19 protein-coding genes and 1 tRNA gene are annotated in these 21,421 nt (G+C 59.2%); 10 read left to right on the top strand and 10 right to left on the bottom strand.

What is annotated here, in order from left to right:
• Positions 1 to 12 precede the first annotated feature (12 nt).
• The 7 genes from GOV79_RS00770 to GOV79_RS00740 all read right to left on the bottom strand — a co-directional run bounded on the left by GOV79_RS00770 (position 13) and on the right by GOV79_RS00740 (position 7,975).
• Positions 13 to 1,902: an acyl-CoA synthetase gene (locus tag GOV79_RS00770; RefSeq protein ID WP_170788224.1), complete on the bottom strand. Its 1,890-nt coding sequence runs from the start codon at positions 1,900 to 1,902 to the stop codon at positions 13 to 15.
• Between the two features lie 151 nt (positions 1,903 to 2,053).
• The gene (locus tag GOV79_RS00765) at positions 2,054 to 3,874 is read right to left on the bottom strand and encodes an ABC transporter transmembrane domain-containing protein (protein WP_170788223.1); all 1,821 of its coding nucleotides are present in this window, start codon (positions 3,872 to 3,874) and stop codon (positions 2,054 to 2,056) included.
• A gap of 127 nt (positions 3,875 to 4,001) precedes the next feature.
• Positions 4,002 to 4,076 (bottom strand) — tRNA-Gly (locus GOV79_RS00760).
• A gap of 121 nt (positions 4,077 to 4,197) precedes the next feature.
• The gene (nagA, locus tag GOV79_RS00755; RefSeq protein ID WP_170788222.1) at positions 4,198 to 5,319 is read right to left on the bottom strand and encodes an N-acetylglucosamine-6-phosphate deacetylase; all 1,122 of its coding nucleotides are present in this window, start codon (positions 5,317 to 5,319) and stop codon (positions 4,198 to 4,200) included.
• A complete protein-coding gene (locus tag GOV79_RS00750; protein WP_170788221.1) occupies positions 5,316 to 6,344 on the bottom strand; it encodes an SIS domain-containing protein in 1,029 nt (342 codons plus the stop codon). The genes nagA and GOV79_RS00750 overlap by 4 nt, the downstream gene beginning before the upstream one ends.
• 19 nt (positions 6,345 to 6,363) lie before the next feature.
• Positions 6,364 to 7,113 (bottom strand): GntR family transcriptional regulator, encoded by a 750-nt coding sequence (locus GOV79_RS00745; protein ID WP_170788220.1) that lies wholly within the window; start codon positions 7,111 to 7,113, stop codon positions 6,364 to 6,366.
• Entirely contained in the window at positions 7,100 to 7,975 is an 876-nt protein-coding gene (locus GOV79_RS00740) for a glucosamine kinase nucleotide-binding domain-containing protein (RefSeq protein ID WP_170788219.1), read from the bottom strand. The genes GOV79_RS00745 and GOV79_RS00740 overlap by 14 nt, the downstream gene beginning before the upstream one ends.
• Positions 7,976 to 8,142: 167 nt before the next feature.
• Here GOV79_RS00740 and GOV79_RS00735 point away from each other — a divergent pair, with 167 nt between their 5' ends.
• The 7 genes from GOV79_RS00735 (at position 8,143) to GOV79_RS00705 (ending at position 16,254) form a co-directional block, all read left to right on the top strand.
• Positions 8,143 to 9,036, top strand: coding sequence for an N-acetylmuramic acid 6-phosphate etherase (locus tag GOV79_RS00735; protein WP_170788218.1), 894 nt, complete (start codon positions 8,143 to 8,145; stop codon positions 9,034 to 9,036).
• Positions 9,037 to 9,053: 17 nt separating this feature from the next.
• On the top strand, positions 9,054 to 10,307 hold the full coding sequence (locus tag GOV79_RS00730) for an ABC transporter substrate-binding protein (protein ID WP_170788217.1): 1,254 nt from the start codon (positions 9,054 to 9,056) through the stop codon (positions 10,305 to 10,307).
• A 66-nt stretch (positions 10,308 to 10,373) separates the two neighbouring features.
• Entirely contained in the window at positions 10,374 to 11,288 is a 915-nt protein-coding gene (locus GOV79_RS00725) for a carbohydrate ABC transporter permease (protein WP_170352415.1), read from the top strand.
• Between the two features lie 10 nt (positions 11,289 to 11,298).
• A complete protein-coding gene (locus GOV79_RS00720; protein WP_170352414.1) occupies positions 11,299 to 12,138 on the top strand; it encodes a carbohydrate ABC transporter permease in 840 nt (279 codons plus the stop codon).
• Positions 12,135 to 13,169: a Gfo/Idh/MocA family protein gene (locus GOV79_RS00715; protein ID WP_170788216.1), complete on the top strand. Its 1,035-nt coding sequence runs from the start codon at positions 12,135 to 12,137 to the stop codon at positions 13,167 to 13,169. Before GOV79_RS00720 ends, GOV79_RS00715 begins: the two co-directional genes overlap by 4 nt.
• Entirely contained in the window at positions 13,166 to 14,158 is a 993-nt protein-coding gene (locus GOV79_RS00710; RefSeq protein ID WP_170788215.1) for an ABC transporter ATP-binding protein, read from the top strand. Before GOV79_RS00715 ends, GOV79_RS00710 begins: the two co-directional genes overlap by 4 nt.
• 206 nt (positions 14,159 to 14,364) lie before the next feature.
• Positions 14,365 to 16,254 (top strand): PhoX family protein, encoded by a 1,890-nt coding sequence (locus tag GOV79_RS00705; RefSeq protein WP_170788214.1) that lies wholly within the window; start codon positions 14,365 to 14,367, stop codon positions 16,252 to 16,254.
• A 48-nt stretch (positions 16,255 to 16,302) separates the two neighbouring features.
• On the opposite strand, the gene GOV79_RS00700 is transcribed toward GOV79_RS00705, so the two are convergent.
• Positions 16,303 to 16,869 carry a tetratricopeptide repeat protein gene (locus GOV79_RS00700; RefSeq protein WP_170783913.1) on the bottom strand — a complete coding sequence of 189 codons (567 nt, stop codon included), beginning with the start codon at positions 16,867 to 16,869 and terminating at the stop codon, positions 16,303 to 16,305.
• A gap of 135 nt (positions 16,870 to 17,004) precedes the next feature.
• On the opposite strand from GOV79_RS00700, the gene GOV79_RS00695 reads away from it, so the two are divergent.
• Positions 17,005 to 17,748, top strand: a complete 744-nt coding sequence (locus tag GOV79_RS00695) for a rhomboid family intramembrane serine protease (protein WP_170788213.1) — start codon at positions 17,005 to 17,007, stop codon at positions 17,746 to 17,748.
• Between the two features lie 105 nt (positions 17,749 to 17,853).
• Here GOV79_RS00695 and GOV79_RS00690 read toward each other — a convergent pair whose 3' ends face one another.
• Together GOV79_RS00690 and GOV79_RS00685 are read right to left on the bottom strand one after the other, a co-directional pair.
• The gene (locus GOV79_RS00690; RefSeq protein ID WP_170788212.1) at positions 17,854 to 18,639 is read right to left on the bottom strand and encodes an inositol monophosphatase family protein; all 786 of its coding nucleotides are present in this window, start codon (positions 18,637 to 18,639) and stop codon (positions 17,854 to 17,856) included.
• Positions 18,640 to 18,735: 96 nt separating this feature from the next.
• The gene (locus GOV79_RS00685) at positions 18,736 to 19,641 is read right to left on the bottom strand and encodes a LysR family transcriptional regulator (RefSeq protein WP_170788211.1); all 906 of its coding nucleotides are present in this window, start codon (positions 19,639 to 19,641) and stop codon (positions 18,736 to 18,738) included.
• 93 nt (positions 19,642 to 19,734) lie between these two features.
• On the opposite strand from GOV79_RS00685, the gene metF reads away from it, so the two are divergent.
• Both metF and GOV79_RS00675 read left to right on the top strand, forming a co-directional pair.
• The gene (metF, locus tag GOV79_RS00680; protein ID WP_170788210.1) at positions 19,735 to 20,601 is read left to right on the top strand and encodes a methylenetetrahydrofolate reductase [NAD(P)H]; all 867 of its coding nucleotides are present in this window, start codon (positions 19,735 to 19,737) and stop codon (positions 20,599 to 20,601) included.
• Between the two features lie 156 nt (positions 20,602 to 20,757).
• Positions 20,758 to 21,411, top strand: coding sequence for a J domain-containing protein (locus GOV79_RS00675; protein ID WP_170788209.1), 654 nt, complete (start codon positions 20,758 to 20,760; stop codon positions 21,409 to 21,411).
• Positions 21,412 to 21,421 lie beyond the last annotated feature (10 nt).

Below are 21,421 nucleotides of genomic sequence, written 5' to 3'. Positions count from 1 at the left end.
TCCCCTCCGCGATCAGGCAGCCCATTCCCATGGCCGGGTGAATGCGCCCAGCACTTTGCTGACATCGTCCTCTGAGGAGCCGTTCGCGTCAAGCTGTGCAACAAGCCCACGCTTTTTATCATCGAGCACCGAGACGACCCGCGCATCCACGCCCGCCTTTTCCAGCGCGCCATTGTAGATACGGGTGATCGCCTGTTTCCGCAGTTCTGGCTTGAACACTTTGCCCACCGCGGTTTTCGGCAATTCATCGAGAATGGTCATATGCTTGGGCTGCGCGGCACGTTCGTGGACGTGAACGTCGCAGTATTCCATCAACTCCTGCTCGGTGACCGAGGCACCGTCAACCAGCTCGACAAAGGCGCAAGGCACCTCGCCTGCGTAGGCATCGGGCTGACCGATGGCCCCAGCGAAGGCGACCGCGTCGTGGCCCAGAAGGGCCTCTTCAATTTCAGCGGGATCGATGTTGTGTCCACCCCGGATGATCAGATCCTTGGCACGTCCGGTGATCCACAGATAGCCATCCTCATCGAACCGCCCCAGATCGCCCGTGCGCAGATATGAGTCAAAGTGGTAGAGGTCGACGTTCTTTTCCGATTCGGTATAGGTATTGCCCGCATAAACGCCGGGATTGGAAACGCAAATTTCACCGATTTCGTTGGCCGCAGATTCCACTGGTCCATCCGGTCCGTCGGTCAATATTTTGACGTCCGTATAGGGGAACGGAATCCCGATCGAGCCGATCTTTTTCTCACCATCCACCGGGTTGCAAGACACAAGGCATGTCGCTTCGGTCAGGCCGTACCCTTCGACAATGGTGACACCTGTGGCCTCTTCAAATCTACGGAACAGCTCCACGGGCAAGGGGGCTGAGCCCGAGAACGCGGTTTTGACGGTTGAGATATCGGCATCCACGAGGCGCTGCATCTTGGCGGCAATCGCGGTAGGCACGGTGATGATGAACGTCACTTTCCAGCGTTCGATCAGCTTCCAGAAATTGTCAAAGACACCATCACCACGATAGCCCTGCGGCGTTGGGAAGATCACATGCGCGCCCGAAGATACGGCTGCCATCATGATCACATGCACTGCAAATACATGGAACATCGGCAGCGGGCACATGACCACGTCCTCTTCCGAGAACAGCAGCGTATCGCCCAGCCAACCGTTATAGATCAGGCCCGAGTACTTGTGCTGCGCCACTTTGGGCATGCCCGTTGTGCCGCCGGTATGGAAATAGCAGGCAACGCGGTCTTCCTTGCTGTCTTCGAATGTCAGCGTGGTTGGTTGCTTGGCCAGTTCGGCGTTGAAGCTTTTGTAATCCGCGTGAGCCAGATGTTCCTTGTCGCCCATTTTGGGGCGCAGGAAAGGAACGATCCATGACTTGGGCGGCGTCAGGTAGCGGTTCAGGTCAATCTCAAGGATGGTGTTGACCTTGGGCGCATGGCGCACGGCCTCTTCCACTTTTTGCGCCACATCGGTCTTAGGGAAGGACTTGAGCGTCACAACCACCTTGGCGCCGGTTTCCCGTAGAATGGCTGCAATCTGTTCAGGCTCCAGCAGCGGATTGATCGGGTTGACGATCCCCGCAACTGCGCCACCCATCATGGTGATCAGCGTTTCGTTGCAATTGGGCAGGATATAAGCGACCACATCCTTTTCCCCGACGCCCAGCGACCGAAACAGGTTGGCGGCCTGATTGACCTTGCCCAGCAAACCCGACCATGTCAGCGTCTCGGCCTTGTCCGTAGGGCCGGAAAACAGTTGGAAACTAACCGCGCTGCTATTCGGATACCGGGCCGCTGTACGAGACAGCATCTGGTGGAACGTGACCGGGATATCCCGATCCTCCCACGGCATTTCTTGTTCAAGTTTTACCTTGTCGTCGATCCCCTCAAAGGCCATGCGTCTCCTCCCTATTGTGCCGCACGCTTCGCGCGAATTATTCCACAGTAGGATGGGTGCAAAACCGCGCTGGTTCAAGCAAGGGCTTAGCGGCTCAGAGTCAGAAAAACAAAATGACGCTGCGGCGGTTAGGCCTTTCCCTCGCGTCAGCCTATTCAGCCGCGACCCCGTCTGTGAACTGAAGTCGCGCCAGACGTGCATATAGCCCATCTTGTGCTACCAGGTCGTCATGGGTGCCCTGTGCCACAATTTGGCCTGCCTCCATCACCACGATACGGTCGGCCTTTTTGACGGTGGCCAGACGGTGCGCCACGATCAGAGTGGTTCGTCCGGCGCGCATCTGATCCACGGCCCCCTGCACCGCGCGCTCACTTTCTGCATCCAGCGCCGAGGTCGCCTCGTCCAGCAGCAGAACCGGTGCATCGCGCAGGATGGCGCGCGCGATGGCGATGCGCTGTTTCTGACCGCCCGACAGCATCACCCCGCGCTCGCCGACAAAACTGTCATAGCCTTCTGGCAACACCGAGATGAAATCATGCGCGGCAGCGGCGCGGGCGGCGGCCTCGACCTCGGCATCTGTTGCGTCCAGACGACCAAAGCGAATGTTCTCGCGGGCCGATGCGGCAAAGATCGTCGGGTCCTGCGGCACCAGCGCCATGTGGCGGCGGAATTCAGCCCGGTTCAGGTTGCGCAGGTCGACACCGTCCAGACTAACGCCACCAGCGTCTGGGTCATAAAACCGCTGGATCATCTGAATGACAGTCGTTTTGCCTGCACCAGAAGGACCAACAAAGGCAACTGTTTCGCCAGGACTTACGGTCAACGACATCTGGTCCAGCGCAACAACATCGGGGCGCGCAGGATAACGGAAGGTTACGTTTTCAAACCTGATTTCGCCACGCACGGGTGCAGGCAGCGCTTTGGCCGCCGTTGGGTCGTTCACCGTGTCTTGTGAATTCAGCAATTCAACCAGGCGTTCGGTCGCCCCCGCGGCGCGCTGAAGTTCGCTCCAGATCTCAGACAGGGCAGCGACCGAGCCTGCCATGATGATCGAATAGATCACGAACTGGATCAAAACGCCTTCGGTCATCACGCCGTTACGGACGTCATTCGCCCCCATCCACAAAACGCCCACGATGCCGGAGAAGACCAGAAAAATCACGATCACCGTCAGCACCGCACGAGTCTGGATTCGGCGCAGAGAAACTTCGTACGAAGTTTCTGTCATCTCACCGAACTGAGCGCGGCTTGCCTGTTCGTGGGTAAACGCCTGAACGGTCTGAACCGCACTCAGTGCCTCGCCTGCATTGCCGGATGAGGCGGCGATCCAGTCCTGATTTTCGCGGCTGATGACCCGCAGACGGCGACCCAGAACCAGAATCGGTACTACGACCAGCGGGATCAGCAGAAGGACCATCGCTGTCAGCTTGGCCGAGGTCAGCAACATCAGCACCAATCCGCCGACAAACATCAACATGTTGCGCAGTGCAATCGACACGGATGAACCCAGCACCGACTGGATCAACGTGGTGTCTGTGGTGATCCGGCTTAGAACTTCTCCGGTCATAATCCGTTCGTAGAATTCGGGGCTCATCCCGATGACGCGATCGAAGACGGCCTTGCGAATATCGGCCACCACGCGTTCACCCAGCCGCGTCACCAGCGAATAGCGGATGCCTGTACCGATGGCCAAAATTCCAGCAATGCCCAGCGCGGCCAGAAAATACCAATCCAGCAGCTCGCCATCTTCGATGCGGAAATTGTCGACCACTCGGCGCACGGCCAGTGGCAGGGTCAGCGTCATACTGGCCGTGAGGATCAATGCCAGCGTCGCCCCGATCATCAACAGGCGGTACGGCTTCATGAAGGGCCAAAGTGAGGCCAGAACGCCTATTTTCCGGGATCGCGCGCGCTCTTCGCTAGCGCCGGGCGCAGCTTTTGCGGATGGACTGGCTGAGGCGTTTCTTGCCATGACTGGGCCCTACGTCGTGTTCAAACTTACTAATGCGCTTCTTGGCGGTCAGTGCAGGTGGGGTCAAGCTGCACGGCAGAAATGCAGCCTCAAACGGGCCTTTTGACGCAGAATGTAAGGGCTGATTTGGAGCGGGCGGCGGGAATCGAACCCGCTTCATCAGCTTGGAAGGCTGAGGTAATAGCCAGTATACGACGCCCGCTCAGCGGAGGTCGGTTTAAGCGATGCGTCAGATGGCGTCAAGCGCCGTTCGGTGCCGGATTTCAAAATCATTCCTGGAAAACAATCTCCCGCCCGGTGCGGCAGAAAAAGGGCGCGACTGCCTACAGCCACGCGCACTTGTCGAGCGTTCCGCTGATGCGGATCATGCTGTCGCGGGTGATGGCAGCGCCCGGCATTCGCCCGATCAACTGTGCAGGATAGGTGGTGGCAGCGGCCAGCGCCGCAGGCAAAGGCACGCCCACTTGCGTGACCAGCACCCGGATGGCAGTCGTCAAATCCAGATCCGCGCCAGCCAGCGTCCCGTCTTCCAGCGTCAGCCGCCCGTCAGTGCGGGTGATCCTGCGCCCTTCCAGACGAAACTCGGATTGATCCGTTCCTGCAACCGCCATCGCGTCGCTGACCAGATAGATTTGCCCCGGTCCAGTTTTAGCCGCCCACGCCGCCCGCATGACCTGCGGGTGGACATGGATGCCATCAGCAATCAGCCCGGCCGAAAACCCACCATTCGACAGCGCCGCGCCGACCAATCCGGGTTCGCGGTTGCCCAACTGGCTCATGGCGTTGAACAGATGGGTCACACATCGCGCACCAGCGGCGGCATAGCGCTGGCAGGTGGCGAAATCCGCATCAGTGTGCCCCAACGATACCAGTACACCCGCATCGCTTAGCGCGCGAACCTGCTGCTCTGAGACCGATTCGGGCGCCACAGTCACTTTGAGACAAGGCAGATGACCCGCCGCCTCTATCAAGGCAGCGAGGTCTGCATCAGACATCGGACAGATCAGATCGCCATCATGCGCCCCTTTGCGCGCAACCGACAGGTGGGGCCCTTCCAGATGTAACCCGGCGACGCCCGGCACGCCCTCATTGACGGCGTGAATGGCAGCATCAATCGCGGCACGGGTCTTATAGGCCGTATCCGTGATCAAAGTCGGCAGCAGCGCGGCGACCCCCAACCGGCGATGAGCCTGCGCGATGCGCCGGATCGTTTCGACCGAGGGGACGTCATTCAGCATGACCCCATCGCCACCATTCACCTGCAAGTCTACATAACCGGGGCTGACGATGTCTCCGTTCAGATCGACATAGTCACCGGTCGCTATATTCGCATCGGACACAATCCTCCCGGTGGCATCGCCGTCACAGATCAACGCATGATCATACAGCAACCGCTTGCCATCAAAGATTGCCCCGTTTCGAAAGATCACCCTGTCCGTTGTCATACCGTCTCGGTCACTTTCTTGAGGTGGCGCGGCGCGTCAGGGTCGATTCCTCGCATACTGGCAACCGATTCGACCATGCTGTAGAAGGCGGTGACCGCCGTGATCGGATCGGTGATCCAGTGATCCGTGCGCTCGGCCGGCAAAGACTGCGCTCGCGTGACCCGATCCGTCGTCGCAAACACCACCGCGCCTTTTTCAGCCAAAGCATCAGCAGCCTGTGCGGTTGTCTCCTCCGCCGCATCCTGAGCAGCGAAAATGATTGCAGGGAACCCCTCTTCAACGATCGAGACGGGGCCGTGCAGCACTTCGGCAGCCGAATAGCTTTCAGCGTGAATCTGGCAGGTCTCCTTGATCTTTAATGCCGCCTCGCCCGACACCGCAAAGGACGGCCCCCGGCCCAGCGTAAACAGAGACCGACCCGTGATCGCCGACGCCGCTGCGGACCAGTCGCAACGGGCTGCGCGGTCCAATTGGGCGGGCAGAGCCCGGATAGCCGCCAGCAAGTCGGCATCCCCTTTGACCTCGGCCAGCATCCACAGACCCGCGACAAGCGAGGTTACGAAGGTCTTGGTCGCCGCAACGCTCAGTTCAGGACCGGCGTGCAGCGGCAGCACCGCATCAGCAGTTTCCGCCAGACGCGAGGTTGAATTGTTTGTGATCGCCAGTGCCACCGCGCCCGAAGACCGCAAGGACCGCGTCAACCCGACGATGTCAGGGCTTTGGCCGGACTGCGACACGGACACACAGACCGCCCCCCGCGCCATCAGATCGGCCCCGTAGATTGAACTGACCGACGGCCCGACCGAGGCCACAGGCAGACCAAGGAGCAACTCACTGGCATATTTCAGATAGCTGCACGCATGGTCCGACGACCCGCGCGCCACGGTGATCATAAACCGCGGATCGGCGTCGCGGACCAGCCCTGCGGCGTTTTGAATATTGGCCGCGCCACTGCCCAGCAGCCGGTCGACCGCATCGGGAATTTCCAGAATTTCCTGACGCATCTTGGATGTATGTTCGGACATCGGCCTTTGATCCTTCCGGTTATAGCCGTAGCTCGGCGACGAAATCATAGGCGTCACCGCGATAGAGCGAGCGGGTCAACTCTGCGACCCGACCGTTTTTGAGAAACGAGAGACGTTCGATATTCAGCCCCGCCGCCCCTTCAGGCACGTCCAGCAACTCGGCCTCGCGCGCTGCCAGATTAAGCGCCGAGATCTTCTGAACCGCCCGCACCGGACGATGACCCAACCCATCCAGCACCTCGTAGAGCGAGGTCGTCACCTCGATCGGGTTTGGCAGGATGTCCAAGGGCAAGGCCGCTTTTTCCAGCGCCAGCGGGCGGCCATCCGCCTCGCGCAGACGATAGATACGGGCGATTTGCGCGCCGTCCAACAGGTTCAGCGCGGCCACCTCGTGTGGTGTTGCGGCGAACACGCCACGTTCCAACCATTTAGAGGTGGTCTGCATCCCCCGGCTCGACATATCTTCGGTGAATGATGTCAGATGGGTCAGCGATTGCTCGACCCGAGGCACGCGCTCGCGGATGAACGAACCCGACCCCTGACGCTGTTCGATCACGCCTTCTTGCACCAGCTCCTGGATTGCTTTGCGTACGGTGACGCGGGACAGGTCGGTGATTTCCACCAATTCCCGTTCTGACGGCAGCGACGCATTGGGGGCCAGCACACCGGTGTCGATCCCCTCTTGCAACCGGCGGCGCAGCTGTACGTATCGAGGGCCGTTTTCAGGGCTTAGCCATGCATCGGCGCGCAGGAATTCAGCGATGCTCATCTGCCACCTCCTTTGCCAAAGCCAACGCACCTGCCAGCGGTTCCCCCTGCGGCGGACGGATTGCCTCTTGCATTTCGCCGGGCAGGTAGTCGGCGTAGTGCGGTGCAATTCCCCCGGTCAGACATAGCGTCAGACCGGGTTTCCAACCCAAACGGGCGGCCATATCCGTAAGGTAATCCGCACCTGTTTGCAGAACTTTCCGGGCAACGATATCTCCATCGACCGCCGCCGACGTAACCTGCGGCGCCAACGTGCCAAACTCTCCCGGCGACGCTTGGCCTGCAAATGCAACAATGCCTGCGGTACCACCCAACCGATCAGACAGGGCCCGGGTCAGGCCCGAGCTTTCCTGAACACCATCTGCAACGTTCAACGCTTCGGCCAAGGCGCGACGTCCGACCCATTGGGCCGAGGCCTCATCCCCAAGGATTGAACCCCATCCCCCAGCAAACCGCATGCGACCACGGGTCTGGAGCGCAAGGAATGAGCCCGTGCCGCAATGCGCGACAAGGCCGTCTGTTGCTCCCAAGGCCCCTCGGACGGCGGCCGGCCGATCATCTTCCACCCGGGCATTCGTCAAGTTCAGAACAGCCTGCAAGCGCCCAGCTACCGCGTCCCCAGTCACTCCGGCCAAGCCTACGAAAGCGGGCCAATCGAACAGGTCGGCGGCGGGCCGTCCGAGACGTTCGGCCAAACGCGCGACGCCCGTCCTGATCTGGTCGGCACCACCCTCAAAATCGGTTGAGACATTGGCCGCACCTGTTTCGACCGCATGGACTTCACCATCCACATCGCAGGCAACCCGGCATCGGGTTCCACCGCCATCAACGGCCAAAACTGCGTGGTTTTCAGACTCACTCATGACAATACCATTATAATACCTTTTGCCATCAGAAAAGATCAAACCTGCTATGATTAGCAATTTTAGAGAGATTTATGCGAAAAAATCGTTCATCTCGGTCGCAATAAGAAAGTTATGGACAGGTGGTATTAGATAGGTATTGTAAAGGAACTGTAAGGGGGATTCTCTTGACGCTGCCGTCGACTGAACAACTGCACACTGATGCCGCACGACTTGACCCGAGCGATCTGGCAGGCTCCGCCCGCGCCTTGGCCGCCGGTCAAATCGCTGCGGCGCAGGCGGTTGAGGGGGCCGTCGACAGCATCGCGCAGGCTGCACTGGCAATGGCAGAGACTTTGCGTACGGACGGGGTGCTGCACTATGTGGCGGCGGGCTCGTCAGGATTGATGGCCGCCGCAGATGCCCAAGAGCTGGGCGGCACGTTTTCGATCTCACCCGCGCGGCTGCGCATTCACATGGCAGGCGGCCTGCCCACCGGGGTTGAAATGCCCGGCGCAGCAGAAGACGCGGATGCGGGCCTTGCCGACGCGTTGCAAGACTTGCGCCCGCATGACACTGTCATCGCTGTGTCGGCCAGTGGATCGACACCCTACACCCTAATCGCCAGCACCATCGCACAGTCCAAAGGTGCCAAGGTGATCGGCATCGCCAACAATGCAGGCAGCCCCCTGCTGCTGAATGCGGACATCCCGATCCTGCTGGCCACGCCGCCGGAGTTGATCTCGGGCTCGACCCGCATGGGGGCTGGTACGGCGCAGAAGATAGCCCTTAACATGCTGTCATCCCTTATGGCGCTAGAGTTGGGGCATGTGCATGACGGCATGATGGTCAACCTGCGCGCCGACAATGACAAGTTGCGCGCCCGCGCCGCAGGGATCGTAGCGCGTATTGCAAATGTAGACACCGCTGTCGCGCAATCCGCGCTGGACACAGCCAAGGGTGAGGTCAAACCAGCGATCCTGATCGCGGCGCTCGGCCTGTCATTGCCCGAGGCCATGACCCAACTGGGCAACTCGGGCGGAAACCTCAGCACCGTTCTTACAACAGATAACAACCGCTAACCAACTTGGAGACTGAAATGAAACACAAAAGCCTGAAACTGGCCCTGTTGGGCACAACCTTGGTGGCAACATCGGCCTTGGCCGAAGACGTGACGATCACCATCGAAAGCTGGCGCAACGATGACCTGACCCTGTGGCAAGACCAGATCATCCCCGCATTCGAGGCCGCCAACCCCGGCATCAAGGTCCAGTTCACCCCATCGGCGCCCGCCGAATACAACGCTGTTCTGAACTCGAAACTGGATGCGGGCTCGGCCGGTGATCTGATCACTTGTCGCCCCTTCGATGCTTCGCTGGCGTTGTATGAGGCAGGACACCTGACGGACCTTTCGGGCGTTGAAGCCATGAGCAATTTCTCGGACGTCGCCAAATCCGCGTGGCAGACCGATGACGGCGCGGTCAGCTTCTGCGTTCCGATGGCCTCGGTGATCCACGGCTTCATCTACAACAAGGACGCCTTCAACGAGCTAGGCATCGAAGTGCCCACCACCGAGGATGAGTTCTTTGCCGCGCTGGACAAGATCAAGGAAGACGGCACCTATATCCCGATCGCGATGGGCACCAATGACCAGTGGGAAGCCGCCACAATGGGTTACAACAACATCGGCCCGAACTACTGGAAAGGTGAAGAAGGCCGTCAAGCGCTTATCAAAGGTGAGCAGAAGCTGACGGATGAGGCCTGGACCGCACCTTACGCAACACTGGCCCGTTGGGGCGAGTATATGGGCGACGGGTATGAGGCACAGACCTATCCCGACAGCCAGAACATTTTCACGCTAGGCCGCGCCGCGATTTATCCCGCCGGTTCGTGGGAGATTTCGGGTTTTAACACGCAGGCCGATTTCCAGATGGGCGCATTCAAGCCGCCGGTCCGCAACGCGGGCGACACTTGCTATATCTCGGATCACACCGATATCGGCATCGGCATGAACGCCGCCACCGAGAACCCCGAAGCGGCTGAGACGTTCCTGGCCTGGGTCGCAAGCCCCGAGTTCGCGGAAATCTTCGGCAACGCCCTGCCCGGCTTTTTCCCGCTGTCCAGCACCCCGGTCGAGCTGCAAGACCCGCTAGCCAAGGAAATCGTCGGCTGGCGTGATGAGTGTGAATCGACCATCCGCTCGACCTACCAAATCCTGTCGCGCGGCACGCCGAACCTCGAGAATGAGACCTGGGGCGCATCGGTCGCCGCCATCAAGGGCGCCAAATCGCCCGAAGAACTGGGCGCCGAGTTGCAGGAAGGCCTAGCCTCCTGGTACGCGCCGCACCAGTAAACTGACCCCTACTCGGGCGGCTCATCCCGCCCGAGTACCCCCTGACACCCCTTTGAAAGCTGACCCATGAACCGCCCCCGCTTCCGCTGGCATATCGTCGTGTTTCTGGCCCCTGCTGTGCTGGTCTATACGGCGGTGATGATCTTCCCGCTGTTCAACACGCTGCGGCTGGCGCTCTATTCCGAAGTGGATCAGAGCCGCGTGTTCGTGGGCTTGCAGAACTTTCAAACGCTGTTTTTCGATCCCATCTGGTCCGAGCAGTTCTGGAACGCTTTGGGCAACAACTTCTGGTTCTTCCTGATCCATATGCTTGTTCAAAACCCCATCGGGATCGCACTGGCAGCCCTGCTCAGCCACCCGCGCCTGCGGTTCTCGGCGCTCTATCGGTCGGCGATATTCATCCCAACGATCCTGAGCTTTGTGATCGTGGGCTTTGCATGGAAACTGATCCTGTCACCCATCTGGGGCATCGCGCCGTCGATGCTGGATGCCGTGGGCCTGAAATCCCTGTTTGCGCCGTGGCTGGGGAAAGAGGAATATGCGCTCACCACGCTGGCGCTGATCTCGGTCTGGCAATTTGTGGGCATCCCGATGATGCTGATCTATGCCGCCCTGCTGACCATCCCCGAGGAAATCCTTGAAGCCGGAGAGATCGACGGCATCACCGGGGCCTCGGCCTTCTGGAAGATCAAACTACCGCTGATCCTGCCCTCGATCGGGATCATCTCGATCCTGACTTTCGTGGGCAATTTCAACGCGTTCGACCTGATCTATGCCGCACAAGGCGCGCTGGCGGGGCCGGATTTCTCGACCGATATCTTAGGCACCTTCATGTACCGCACCTTCTTTGGGTTCCAACTGCAATTGGGCGACCCGCATATGGGTTCCGCCATCGCCGGGGCCATGTTCGCGATCATCCTTGTGGGCGTCTGCATTTACCTGTTCGGCATCCAGACCCGGATGCGCCGGTATCAACTGTGAGGGGCCAGCGATGAACAAAGCACGTCATAACCCGCTGAATACCGCCGCGATGCACGGGGCGCTGATCCTTTACACGCTGATCGCCCTGTTCCCGGTTTTTGTGATCATCATCAACAGCTTCAAATCCCGCCGCGCGATCTTCCGCGAGCCGCTGGCGCTGCCGAATGCCGACAGTTTTTCCATGATCGGATATGAGACGGTAATGAAGCAGGGGGATTTCTTCCTCTACTTCCAGAACTCTATGATCGTCACCGTCGCATCGCTGTTTTTCATCCTGCTGTTCGGGGCCATGGCGGCCTACGCGCTGTCGGAATATCAGTTCAAGGGCAACCTGCTGATGGGGCTGTATCTGGCGCTGGGGATCATGATCCCGATACGCATCGGCACTGTGGCGATCCTTGAGATGATGGTGGCCACCGGGCTGGTGAACACGCTTTGGGCGCTGATCCTGGTTTACACCGCGCAAGGGCTGCCGTTGGCCGTGTTCATCCTGTCGGAGTTCATGCGACAGGTCAGTGATGATCTGAAAAACGCGGGCCGTATCGACGGGCTGTCGGAATATACGATCTTTTTCCGACTGGTTCTGCCTCTGGTCAGGCCCGCGATGGCGACCGTGGCCGTGTTCAACATGATCCCGATCTGGAATGACCTGTGGTTCCCGCTGATCCTCGCCCCGGCTGAAGAAACCAAGACGCTCACGCTGGGCAGTCAGGTCTTTATCGGACAGTTCGTCACCGACTGGAACGCGGTTCTGTCGGCCCTGTCGATGGCGATCCTGCCAGTGCTGGTTCTGTATGTCATCTTTTCGCGCCAACTGATCCGCGGCATCACTTCGGGAGCTGTCAAATGACCAAAGTTCTGATCGCTGGCCTTGGCAATATGGGTCTCAGCCACGCGCTGGCTCATCACAACCACGCGGACGCGCAGATCGTGGGGCTGGTGAACCGCTCGGGCCACGTGGATCACCCCGAGCTGGGCCAATACCCCGCCTATTCGGATTTCCACACCGCGCTGGCCGAGACCAAACCCGATTTGGTGGTCGTCGCCACCTATTCCGACAGCCACGCCGATTTCGCCTGCGCCGCAATGGAGGCTGGCGCGCATGTGTTTGTCGAAAAGCCGCTGGCCACCAACGTGGCCGATGCACGGCGCGTGGTCGAAACCGCCACTCGCCTGAACCGCAAACTGGTCGTGGGCTATATCCTGCGCCACCACCCCTCTTGGATGCGCCTGATTGCCGAGGCGCGGGACCTGGGCGGGCCGTATGTGTTCCGCCTGAACCTGAACCAGCAATCCTCAGGCGCTGAGTGGGAGACACATAAGGCGCTGATGCAGACGACCTCGCCCATCGTGGATTGTGGTGTGCATTATGTGGATGTGATGTGCCAGATCACCGATGCGCAGCCCGTCCGCGTGCATGGCATGGGCCTGCGCCTGTCCGATGAGATCGCCGACGACATGTATAATTACGGCCAGTTTCAGGTGATTTTCGAGGACGGCTCGGTCGGCTGGTACGAGGCCGGATGGGGCCCGATGATGTCCGAAACCGCGTTTTTCGTGAAAGACATCGTCTCGCCCAACGGCTCGGTCTCGATCACCGATGGCAACAAGGGCGCGTCGGCGGATATTGACGGCCATACCAAGGTCGGCGGCTTGTTGATCCACACTCCGGGCGGCGACCATACGGTTGAGATGCCCGATGAACCCGGCCATCAAGAACTCTGTGACGCCGAGCAAGCCTATATGCTGCGCGCCATCGCTGACGATATCGACCTGACGCGCCATAAGAATGACGCCGTCCAATCCCTTGCCATTTGTCTGGCCGCCGATGAAAGCATCCGCACCGGCCAGTCCGTTTCGCTTAAGGTACCCGCATCATGACCGCTTTGACCCTAACCAATGTGAACAAGTCCTTTGGCGAGGTGCATGTCCTGAAAGACATCTCGCTTGAGGTCGAAGAAGGCGAGTTTGTCGTTTTCGTAGGCCCCTCGGGCTGTGGCAAATCCACCCTGCTGCGGGTGATCGCAGGGTTGGAGGATGCGTCCTCGGGTGAGATCAATATCGACGGCCAGACCGTCAATCTGGTGCCGCCGTCGAAACGTGGCATCGCGATGGTATTCCAAAGCTATGCGCTCTATCCCCATCTGAACGTGCGCGGGAACATGACACTGGCGCTGAAACAAGAGAAGCAGCCCAAAGCGGTGATCGAAGAGCGCGTCGCCAGCGCCAGCCGGATGCTGAACCTTGAGGAATATCTGGACCGCTATCCATCTGAGCTGTCCGGCGGTCAGCGCCAACGCGTCGCCATCGGGCGGGCTATCGTGCGTGAGCCGAAACTGTTTCTGTTTGACGAGCCGCTCTCGAACCTCGACGCGGCGCTGCGGATGAACACACGGATTGAGATTGCAAACCTGCACCGGGCACTGGATGCCTCGATGATCTATGTCACCCACGACCAGACCGAGGCGATGACGCTGGCCGACAAGATCGTCGTTCTGCGCGATGGGCGGGTCGAACAGATTGGCAGCCCGATGGAGCTGTATAATAACCCCGCCAACCAGTTTGTCGCGGGATTCCTTGGATCTCCTTCGATGAACTTCCTGCCCGAAAGCCTGCTAAACCAGGGGTCAGACACCCTTGGTATTCGCCCCGAAGACCTGTTCCTGTCTGACGACGGCCCCCTGTCAGCGCAGGTCAGCCATGTCGAAAAGCTGGGCGGTGATACCAACGTCATTGCGACCGTTCAGAACCATTCGGTGACGGCGCGCTTGTTCGGGCAACACGCAATATCCGAAGGCCAAGACCTGCGTCTTGGGTTCGCGCCCGAAAAAGCGTATCGGTTCAATGCTGATGGGCAGCGGCTGCGCTAACCCAATCACGACGATGTGATCAATCCGCTTTGATGACTGAAAACCCTGCTTGCGTCTCGCAGACAGGGCTTTGGCGCGTTTCAGCGCATCAAAAATGAGTCTATTTTCAGGTCGAAATACAGCGGCTTTAATGGCGCTGTTAAGAACCTGTCACAAAGACCTCTTAAATGCCGTTCATCAACTTTCATTTTAGCCAGGAGCCATCCATGAAAGACGTCGACAACACCACACTTTCCGCAGACGACTGGGACGAGCTGCACTTCCCCCGCCCCGAGGAAAACGACTTTGACCGCGTGGTCGAAAGCGCCATTTCCCGCCGTGGATTTCTGGCCGGTGTGGTGGCCTTTGGATCGGGCGCTGCCGCAATGGGCACAGGTCTGCTCAGCTCGACCTCGGCACAGGCCGCTGACGCGTCGCGCTTTGCCTTTACCCCGATCGCAGCCCAGACCGACGGCACCGTTCACGTCCCCGAAGGGTACGAATGGAAAGTCATGATGCGCTGGGGCGATCCGCTGTTCTCGGATGCCGACGGCTATGACATCGCCGATGGTGGTTCGGTCGAAAAATCCGACCGTATCTTTGGTGAGAACACTGACGGGATGGAAACCTTCTCGTTCCAGGGTCATGAACTGATCGCGATCAACCACGAATACCCCAACCGCAAGATCAACCTGCCGGCCGCTACGGAAGGTGTTCCGGCAAACGCAGGCGATGTTCTGAAGCTGCAGAACATTCAAGGCGTGACAGTCATGGAAATCACCGAAGGCCCTGAGGGCTGGTCTGTTGTCAAAGACAGCCCCTTCAACCGCCGTATTCATCATAACACTCCGATGAAAATCGTTGGCCCCGCAGCCGGTCATGACCTGCTGAAAACCGAGGCTGATCCGACCGGCACCACCTCGTTGGGCACCATGAACAACTGTGGTGCGGGCAAGACGCCCTGGGGCACCTATCTGACCTGCGAAGAGAACTTCAATGGCTACTTCGGCTCGTCGGATGAAAATGCCGCCTATGACCAGAAGGTCTCGGACGGTATGGCGCGCTACGGTATCAAGGCCGAAAGCTGGAACGGTTACGAGTTCTTTGACCCGCGCTTTGACACCTCGAAGAACCCCAACGAGCCGCATCGCGCAGGCTGGATCGTCGAGATTGACCCAACCAAGCCTGACAGCACCCCTGTCAAACACACTGGTCTGGGTCGTTTCAAGCACGAGAACGCCGAAGTCACCCTGGCTGCCGACGGTCGCGTGGTTGTCTACATGGGCGACGATGAACGTGGTGAATACCTGTACAAGTTCGTCTCGAACGGCACCTATCAGCCCGGTGGTGAAACCGAGAGCCTGCTGAACGACGGCACGCTTTATGTCGCCAAGTTCAACGACGACATGAAGGGTGAATGGCTGGCTCTGACCGCGGAAACCACCGGAATGGACGATGCCGAGATTCGCATCTTTACCCGCATGGCCGCCTCCAAAGCGGGCGGCACCACCATGGACCGCCCCGAATGGGTCGCCTCCAGCCCGGTCGCGGTCGAGGCCTATTGCTGCCTGACCAACAACAAGAACCGCGGCGTCAAGCCAAACGCCGGTGGTGATGATACCTCGGTCAACGCGGCCAACCCGCGTGAAGCCAACAAGTATGGTCAGATCGTTCGCTGGCGTCCGGCCAATGACGACCACGCCGCCCAAGCGTTCGATTGGGACCTGTACGTCATGGCAGGCAACCCCACCGTGCATTCCGATGACCGCGCCGGTTCGCCCAACGTGAACGAGGGCAACCTGTTCAACTCGCCCGACGGTATGGTGATCGATTCGACCGGTCTGATCTGGATCCAGACAGACGGGAATGACGACAACGAGGAAGATTTCGCAGGCAACGGCAACAACCAGATGCTGGTTGGTGATCCCGTGACCGGTGAGATTGCACGCTTCATGACTGGCCCGAACGGCTGTGAGGTGACCGGTCTGGCGTGGTCCACAGACCTGCGGACCATGTTTGTCGGCATCCAGCACCCCGGCAGCAACTGGCCCGACGGCGGCACGCCGCGCTCGTCGGTCATTGCGATCAAACGCGCCGATAACGGTCTTGTCGGCTAAGTCCCAAGATCGAAAACCCCCGGCCTGTTTGGTCGGGGGTTTTGTATTTCAGATGTCTTGGCCTTGTGGTGCCAACGGCCCTCCGGGGTCCATCAAGTGGCGTTCAGAGAGCCACGGGTTCAGCTCCAGCGCCTGTTCCAAAGCCTCGCGAGCTTCGTCGATCCGCCCAAGCCCTAACAAAGTCAGTGCACGCCCACTGATTGCTGCCACATGATTGGGCGACAGTTCGATTGCCCGATCCAGATCCGGCAGAGCGGCCTGATAATCCCGGCCCAGAAAATAGGCGAAGGCGCGCTGGTTATACCCTTCGGCATAAGATGGGCAGTAATCTATCAGCGAGTTGAAGTCTTCGATTGCGCCCAGCAGATCGCTTTGACTACGACGTGTCATCCCCCTGTCCAGCGCGACTTGTGCCTTGCTATCCGGTGCATCTGTCCAAAACTCCCAAAGCTTGCCCGACAAAACCTGCGCGGCGCGCTCGGTCTCGGCCTGTTGAATTTGAGAGATAATCCCGGCCACCCCGTCCGAGTGATCCGGAGCGGCGGGACAGTCCTGTGAATGGGCAGCGATGGTGCCTGCGACCAGCACGACAAAGGCTGAGGCGATGTGTTTCATGTGTCTATGGTGACGCGCAGACAGGCTGCGTCAACCCTTGGGCTCGTTCAAGTCTTCGTCACACACCTCGCCACCATGCCGTATGCTGCGTAAACGTACCTTGACCTTGCCCGCCCGAAAGCCCAGCGTCGCGCCATGTTTCCGATCCGTGACCATAACCCCTCGGGGCGCACCCCATACGTCGTCTATCTGCTGATGGCCGCGAACATTCTGATTTTCCTCAGTTATGTAGGCATCATGAATGACGCGCGGTTGCTCAACCGGCTTTATTTCGACTACGCGGTCATCCCGGCCCGGATCGAAGACGGGGTCGCGTATGAGACGCTGTTCACCTCAATGTTCCTTCACGGCGGCTGGATGCATCTGGCAGGGAACATGCTGTTCCTTTGGATATTCGGCGACAATCTGGAAGACGAGATGGGCCACCTGCCCTTTTTGCTTTTCTATACGATGGCCGGTATCGGAGCAGGCCTGATCCACGTCCTGACGGCCCCGGGATCAGTGGTGCCGACCATCGGGGCCTCTGGTGCAATCGCCGGGGTCATGGGGGGATACCTGTTGATGTTCCCTAAGGCCCGCGTGGATATTCTGCTGATCCTGATCGTCTATGTGCGGGTTTTCACCATCCCGGCCTTCGTCATGCTGGGGGTCTGGCTGGGGATGCAATTCCTGGGCAGCCTTGCCAGCAACCCGGACGAAGGCGGCGTTGCCTATTGGGCTCATACCGGCGGGTTCTTTGTCGGTCTGCTTTTGTGCATCCCGCTTTGGGCCCGGCGGGGCGGTACGCGGTATTGGAACCGAACACATGGCCACCCGCCGCACCCCGAGCATACATACAAACTGTCACAATCCCGCATCCCCCGAATCCCGCGCCGGTAGATGCATATCCTTGCACGACATTGGCGGCCTTGATCGCCTGTGCTGCCGACAACAAAAAAGCGCGCCTCGGACAGGGCGCGCTTGTTCGTCTCAGGGTTCTGCAAGTCAGCCCCGGATCACCTTCGAGAACTGGTCGAAGATCGGTTCATTCGAACAGATAACCTCGCCATCTTCCAAGACGCTACCTTCGGGGTTCAGAGCCTGCACAAAGCCACCGGCTTCTTTCACGATGATGATACCAGCAGCCACGTCCCACGCGTTCAGGCGGCGTTCCCAGAAGCCCTCGTAACGGCCTGCAGCCACATAGGCCATATCCAGCGCCGCAGCGCCCCAGCGGCGCACGCCTGCGCAAGTGGGCATGATCCGCGCCAGATCCTGAAGGGTCGCAGGCAAATCAGAACGTCCGCCAAAGGGCAAACCGGTCGAGAAAATGGACTCGATCATGCGGTGGCGGCCCGAAACGCGGATGCGGGTGTCGTTCATCCACGCGCCCTCACCTTTTTCGGCAAAGAACATCTCATCCTTGGCGGGGTCATAGATCACGCCGGCAACGATCTTGCCCTTGTGTTCCAAAGCGATAGAAATCGCCCAATGCGGCAGCCCGTGCAGGAAATTGGTGGTGCCGTCCAGCGGGTCAACGATCCAGCGGCGTGTCGGGTCTTCACCGGCCTGCCCGCCGCCTTCTTCACCCAGCCAGCCATAGGTCGGGCGGGCACCCAGCAGTTCCTCTTTCAGGATGTTTTCAGCAGCAATATCGGCCTTGGAGACAAAATCGCCCGCGCCTTTCATCGAGACTTGCAGGTTCTCGACTTCACGAAAGTCCTTGACCAGAGACCGCCCCGCCTTGCGCGCGGCTTTGATCATGATGTTGAGGTTTGCACTGCCTACCATTGTCCCACGGCTCCTGTTCGGTCAAACCGCGCGTATACTGATGCAATGCGCCCTTGCCAAGAGGCTTGATGCGCATAGCAGACCCGCGTTTCCCGCCTATTGCGATTGCAGCTTGCGCGCCTCGGTTCCGGCAAGGTCGATCAATTCCTGCACATAGGGTTTTTCAAGGTCCTCAGCCCGCACTGCCGCATACAAGCTACGGGTGATCCCATCCTTGGTCAGCGGGCGGGTCACATAGTCTGAATTGTACTTCACTTCCCTCACCACCCAGTCTGGCAACACCGAAATTCCGCGATTTGATGCGACCAGCAATAAGATCACCGCCGTCAGTTCCACCTGCCGAATAGCGGCTGGTTCTACCCGCGCCGGGATCAGCAATTGGCTGAATACATCCAACCGGGTGCGCTCGACCGGGTACGTGATTAGGGTCTGGCCGCGAAAATCCTCGGCCTCGATGAAATTCTTCTGCGCCAATGGGTGTGCCGAGGCCGCAACAAACACCGCGTCATAGTCGAACAGTTTGATGAACTCGACCCCCGGCAGGTCCTCAGGGTCGGACGAGACGACCAGATCGACCTCTTCCTTTTGCAGCGCGGGCAAAGCGTCAAAGGCCAGACCGGGGCGGATATCTACATCCACATCGCCCCAGGATTTGCGAAAGGATTCCAGCACCGGAAAAAGCCATTCGAAGCAGGCATGGCACTCGATGGCGATATGCATTCGACCAGTGCGCCCATCGCGCAGCGAGGTGAACTCCTGCTGCGTCGCTTCGACCTGCGGCAGAATCTGTTCGGCCAGCCGCAACAGGCGCAGCCCCGCCGCAGACAGTTTCATCGGTTTGGAGCGGCGCAGGAACAATTCCACGCCGGCCTGATCCTCAAGACCTTTGATCTGATGGCTCAGCGCCGACTGAGTGATATTCAACTGATCCGCCGCGCGGGCCAACCCGCCGCACTCATGAATCGCCTTGATTGTGCGCAGGTGCCGAAATTCGATATGCATTCAATGGAACTCATGTTGTTCTTGAGGAATATGAGTTTGTCTCACAATGCGTCACATGGCACAAGACCCACAACTGGAATATGCGAGGCCATGATGACCCAACCTGAGATTTCATTCGAGTTCTTCCCGCCCCAAACGCTCGAAGCTTCGTTCCGCCTTTGGGATACGGTTCAAACGCTCGCCCCGCTTGAGCCCCGATTCGTCTCGGTCACCTACGGCGCAGGCGGCACAACACGTGAGCTGACTCGCGACGCGGTCGCCACCTTGCACAAATCATCCGGCCTGCCGGTTGCCGCGCACCTGACCTGTGTGGATGCCACGCGCGAAGAAACCCTGAAAATCGCCGATTCCTTTGCAAAAGCAGGCGTGCGGGACATCGTGGCCTTGCGCGGCGATCCCCCCAAAGGACAGGAAAAGTTCGTGCCTCACCCGGAAGGTTTTGCCAATTCGGTTGAACTGATCAAGGCACTGGCTGACACTGGAAACTTCAACATCCGCGTGGGTGCCTATCCCGACATCCACCCCGAGGCCCAATGCGCCCGTACGGACATTGACTGGCTGAAAGCCAAGCTGGACGCGGGAGCCGACGAGGCGCTGACACAGTTCTTTTTCGAAGCCGAGACGTTCTTTCGCTTCCGCGATGCGTGCGCCAAGGCGGGCATCGACAAGCCCATCGTGCCGGGCATCCTGCCCATCGAAAACTGGAAGGGCGCGCGCAGTTTTGCCAAACGCTGCGGCACACGTATCCCCGCGTGGGTTGAACAGGCTTTTGACAAGGCGATCCGCGACGACCGCGAAGACTTGCTGGCAACCGCACTGTGCACCGAGCTCTGCTCGGATTTGATCGAGGGCGGTGTGGACAAGCTGCATTTCTACACGCTGAATCGCCCCGAATTGACCCGCAACGTTTGTTTCGCCTTGGGCATTACGCCTAAAGCCGATCTGCAAAACGTGGCCTGAGCGAAAAGTCGGCTCTCACAAGCACATTCACCAGAACAATCCTGCAGTGCATGGCGGGATTGTTCTACGTTTAGCCTCAAAAAACCATCAAATTTGACAAAAATGCGGCCATCCCAACACTAAGAGCACGTTGTTGTTTTAACGAGTGTTTTGGGTATGGAAGCTGTTGAAAAGATGAAGGCCCGCGCTGCGGCGCTGGCCGCCCTTGGCCTAGATCAGACCGCCGGTTCTGAGGATATCAGACAAGCGTGGCGCAACATTGCGTTCAATGTGCATTCTGATCGAACCAGGGGCGACAGCTCGGAATTTACCCGTGCGAAAGAAGCCTATGACCTGTTGCGGCTGGAAGGTTTGGTCAGCAAGGGCGCGCAGACCGGCAAACCACGACGTCCGAAATTGCGCAAGCGGGTCATCTCGCTGGATATTACCGATATCGATGCCTGCCGGACGCTTTTGAACAAAGCGCTTCCGCGAGGTGCCAGCGGCGCGGACGAGACTTGCACCGCTGACTCGATTGCCGATTCCGATCACATCCCCGAGGCGGTCGGCTTTCATGGCCGTAACCTGACCTATTTCGTGTCCTCGCCCGTTCGGCAGGGGCAAAACCGGGTGGCTTTGCCCACTTCGGTTCTAGCTGGTGCACGCCGTACCGAAACCGAAGTGCTGAGCTTTCAGGCTAAGGAAACCGGCGGTGGAGAGGTTGTCGTTCCAGATACAATCCGCGATCGCAAATTCCCCGGCGCCAAAAACGTGCGTATCCGCTTTGATGCAAGTAAGCAGATACGAGACGAATTCTGCCTGGCAAGCTGATCAAAACGTA

It is taken from the genome of Ruegeria lacuscaerulensis, assembly GCF_013034745.1.
GTDB classification, from domain to species: domain Bacteria; phylum Pseudomonadota; class Alphaproteobacteria; order Rhodobacterales; family Rhodobacteraceae; genus Ruegeria; species Ruegeria lacuscaerulensis_B.
The sequence above is the reverse complement of the archived record's forward strand: the minus strand, read 5'-3'. Positions and strand labels throughout refer to the sequence as shown.

Bases quoted from the DNA above. Each gene is read 5' to 3' on its own strand.
- GOV79_RS00710 (WP_170788215.1), top strand. From the start codon at position 13,166: ATGACCGCTTTGACCCTAACCAATGTGAACAAGTCCTTTGGCGAGGTG.
- GOV79_RS00695 (WP_170788213.1), top strand. From the start codon at position 17,005: ATGTTTCCGATCCGTGACCATAACCCCTCGGGGCGCACCCCATACGTC.
- GOV79_RS00730 (WP_170788217.1), top strand. From the start codon at position 9,054: ATGAAACACAAAAGCCTGAAACTGGCCCTGTTGGGCACAACCTTGGTG.
- GOV79_RS00690 (WP_170788212.1), bottom strand. From the start codon at position 18,639: ATGGTAGGCAGTGCAAACCTCAACATCATGATCAAAGCCGCGCGCAAG.
- nagA (WP_170788222.1), bottom strand. From the start codon at position 5,319: ATGACAACGGACAGGGTGATCTTTCGAAACGGGGCAATCTTTGATGGC.
- GOV79_RS00715 (WP_170788216.1), top strand. From the start codon at position 12,135: ATGACCAAAGTTCTGATCGCTGGCCTTGGCAATATGGGTCTCAGCCAC.
- GOV79_RS00685 (WP_170788211.1), bottom strand. From the start codon at position 19,641: ATGCATATCGAATTTCGGCACCTGCGCACAATCAAGGCGATTCATGAG.
- GOV79_RS00745 (WP_170788220.1), bottom strand. From the start codon at position 7,113: ATGAGCATCGCTGAATTCCTGCGCGCCGATGCATGGCTAAGCCCTGAA.
- GOV79_RS00675 (WP_170788209.1), top strand. From the start codon at position 20,758: ATGGAAGCTGTTGAAAAGATGAAGGCCCGCGCTGCGGCGCTGGCCGCC.
- metF (WP_170788210.1), top strand. From the start codon at position 19,735: ATGACCCAACCTGAGATTTCATTCGAGTTCTTCCCGCCCCAAACGCTC.
- GOV79_RS00770 (WP_170788224.1), bottom strand. From the start codon at position 1,902: ATGGCCTTTGAGGGGATCGACGACAAGGTAAAACTTGAACAAGAAATG.
- GOV79_RS00720 (WP_170352414.1), top strand. From the start codon at position 11,299: ATGAACAAAGCACGTCATAACCCGCTGAATACCGCCGCGATGCACGGG.
- GOV79_RS00700 (WP_170783913.1), bottom strand. From the start codon at position 16,869: ATGAAACACATCGCCTCAGCCTTTGTCGTGCTGGTCGCAGGCACCATC.
- GOV79_RS00765 (WP_170788223.1), bottom strand. From the start codon at position 3,874: ATGGCAAGAAACGCCTCAGCCAGTCCATCCGCAAAAGCTGCGCCCGGC.
- GOV79_RS00705 (WP_170788214.1), top strand. From the start codon at position 14,365: ATGAAAGACGTCGACAACACCACACTTTCCGCAGACGACTGGGACGAG.
- GOV79_RS00725 (WP_170352415.1), top strand. From the start codon at position 10,374: ATGAACCGCCCCCGCTTCCGCTGGCATATCGTCGTGTTTCTGGCCCCT.
- GOV79_RS00740 (WP_170788219.1), bottom strand. From the start codon at position 7,975: ATGAGTGAGTCTGAAAACCACGCAGTTTTGGCCGTTGATGGCGGTGGA.
- GOV79_RS00750 (WP_170788221.1), bottom strand. From the start codon at position 6,344: ATGTCCGAACATACATCCAAGATGCGTCAGGAAATTCTGGAAATTCCC.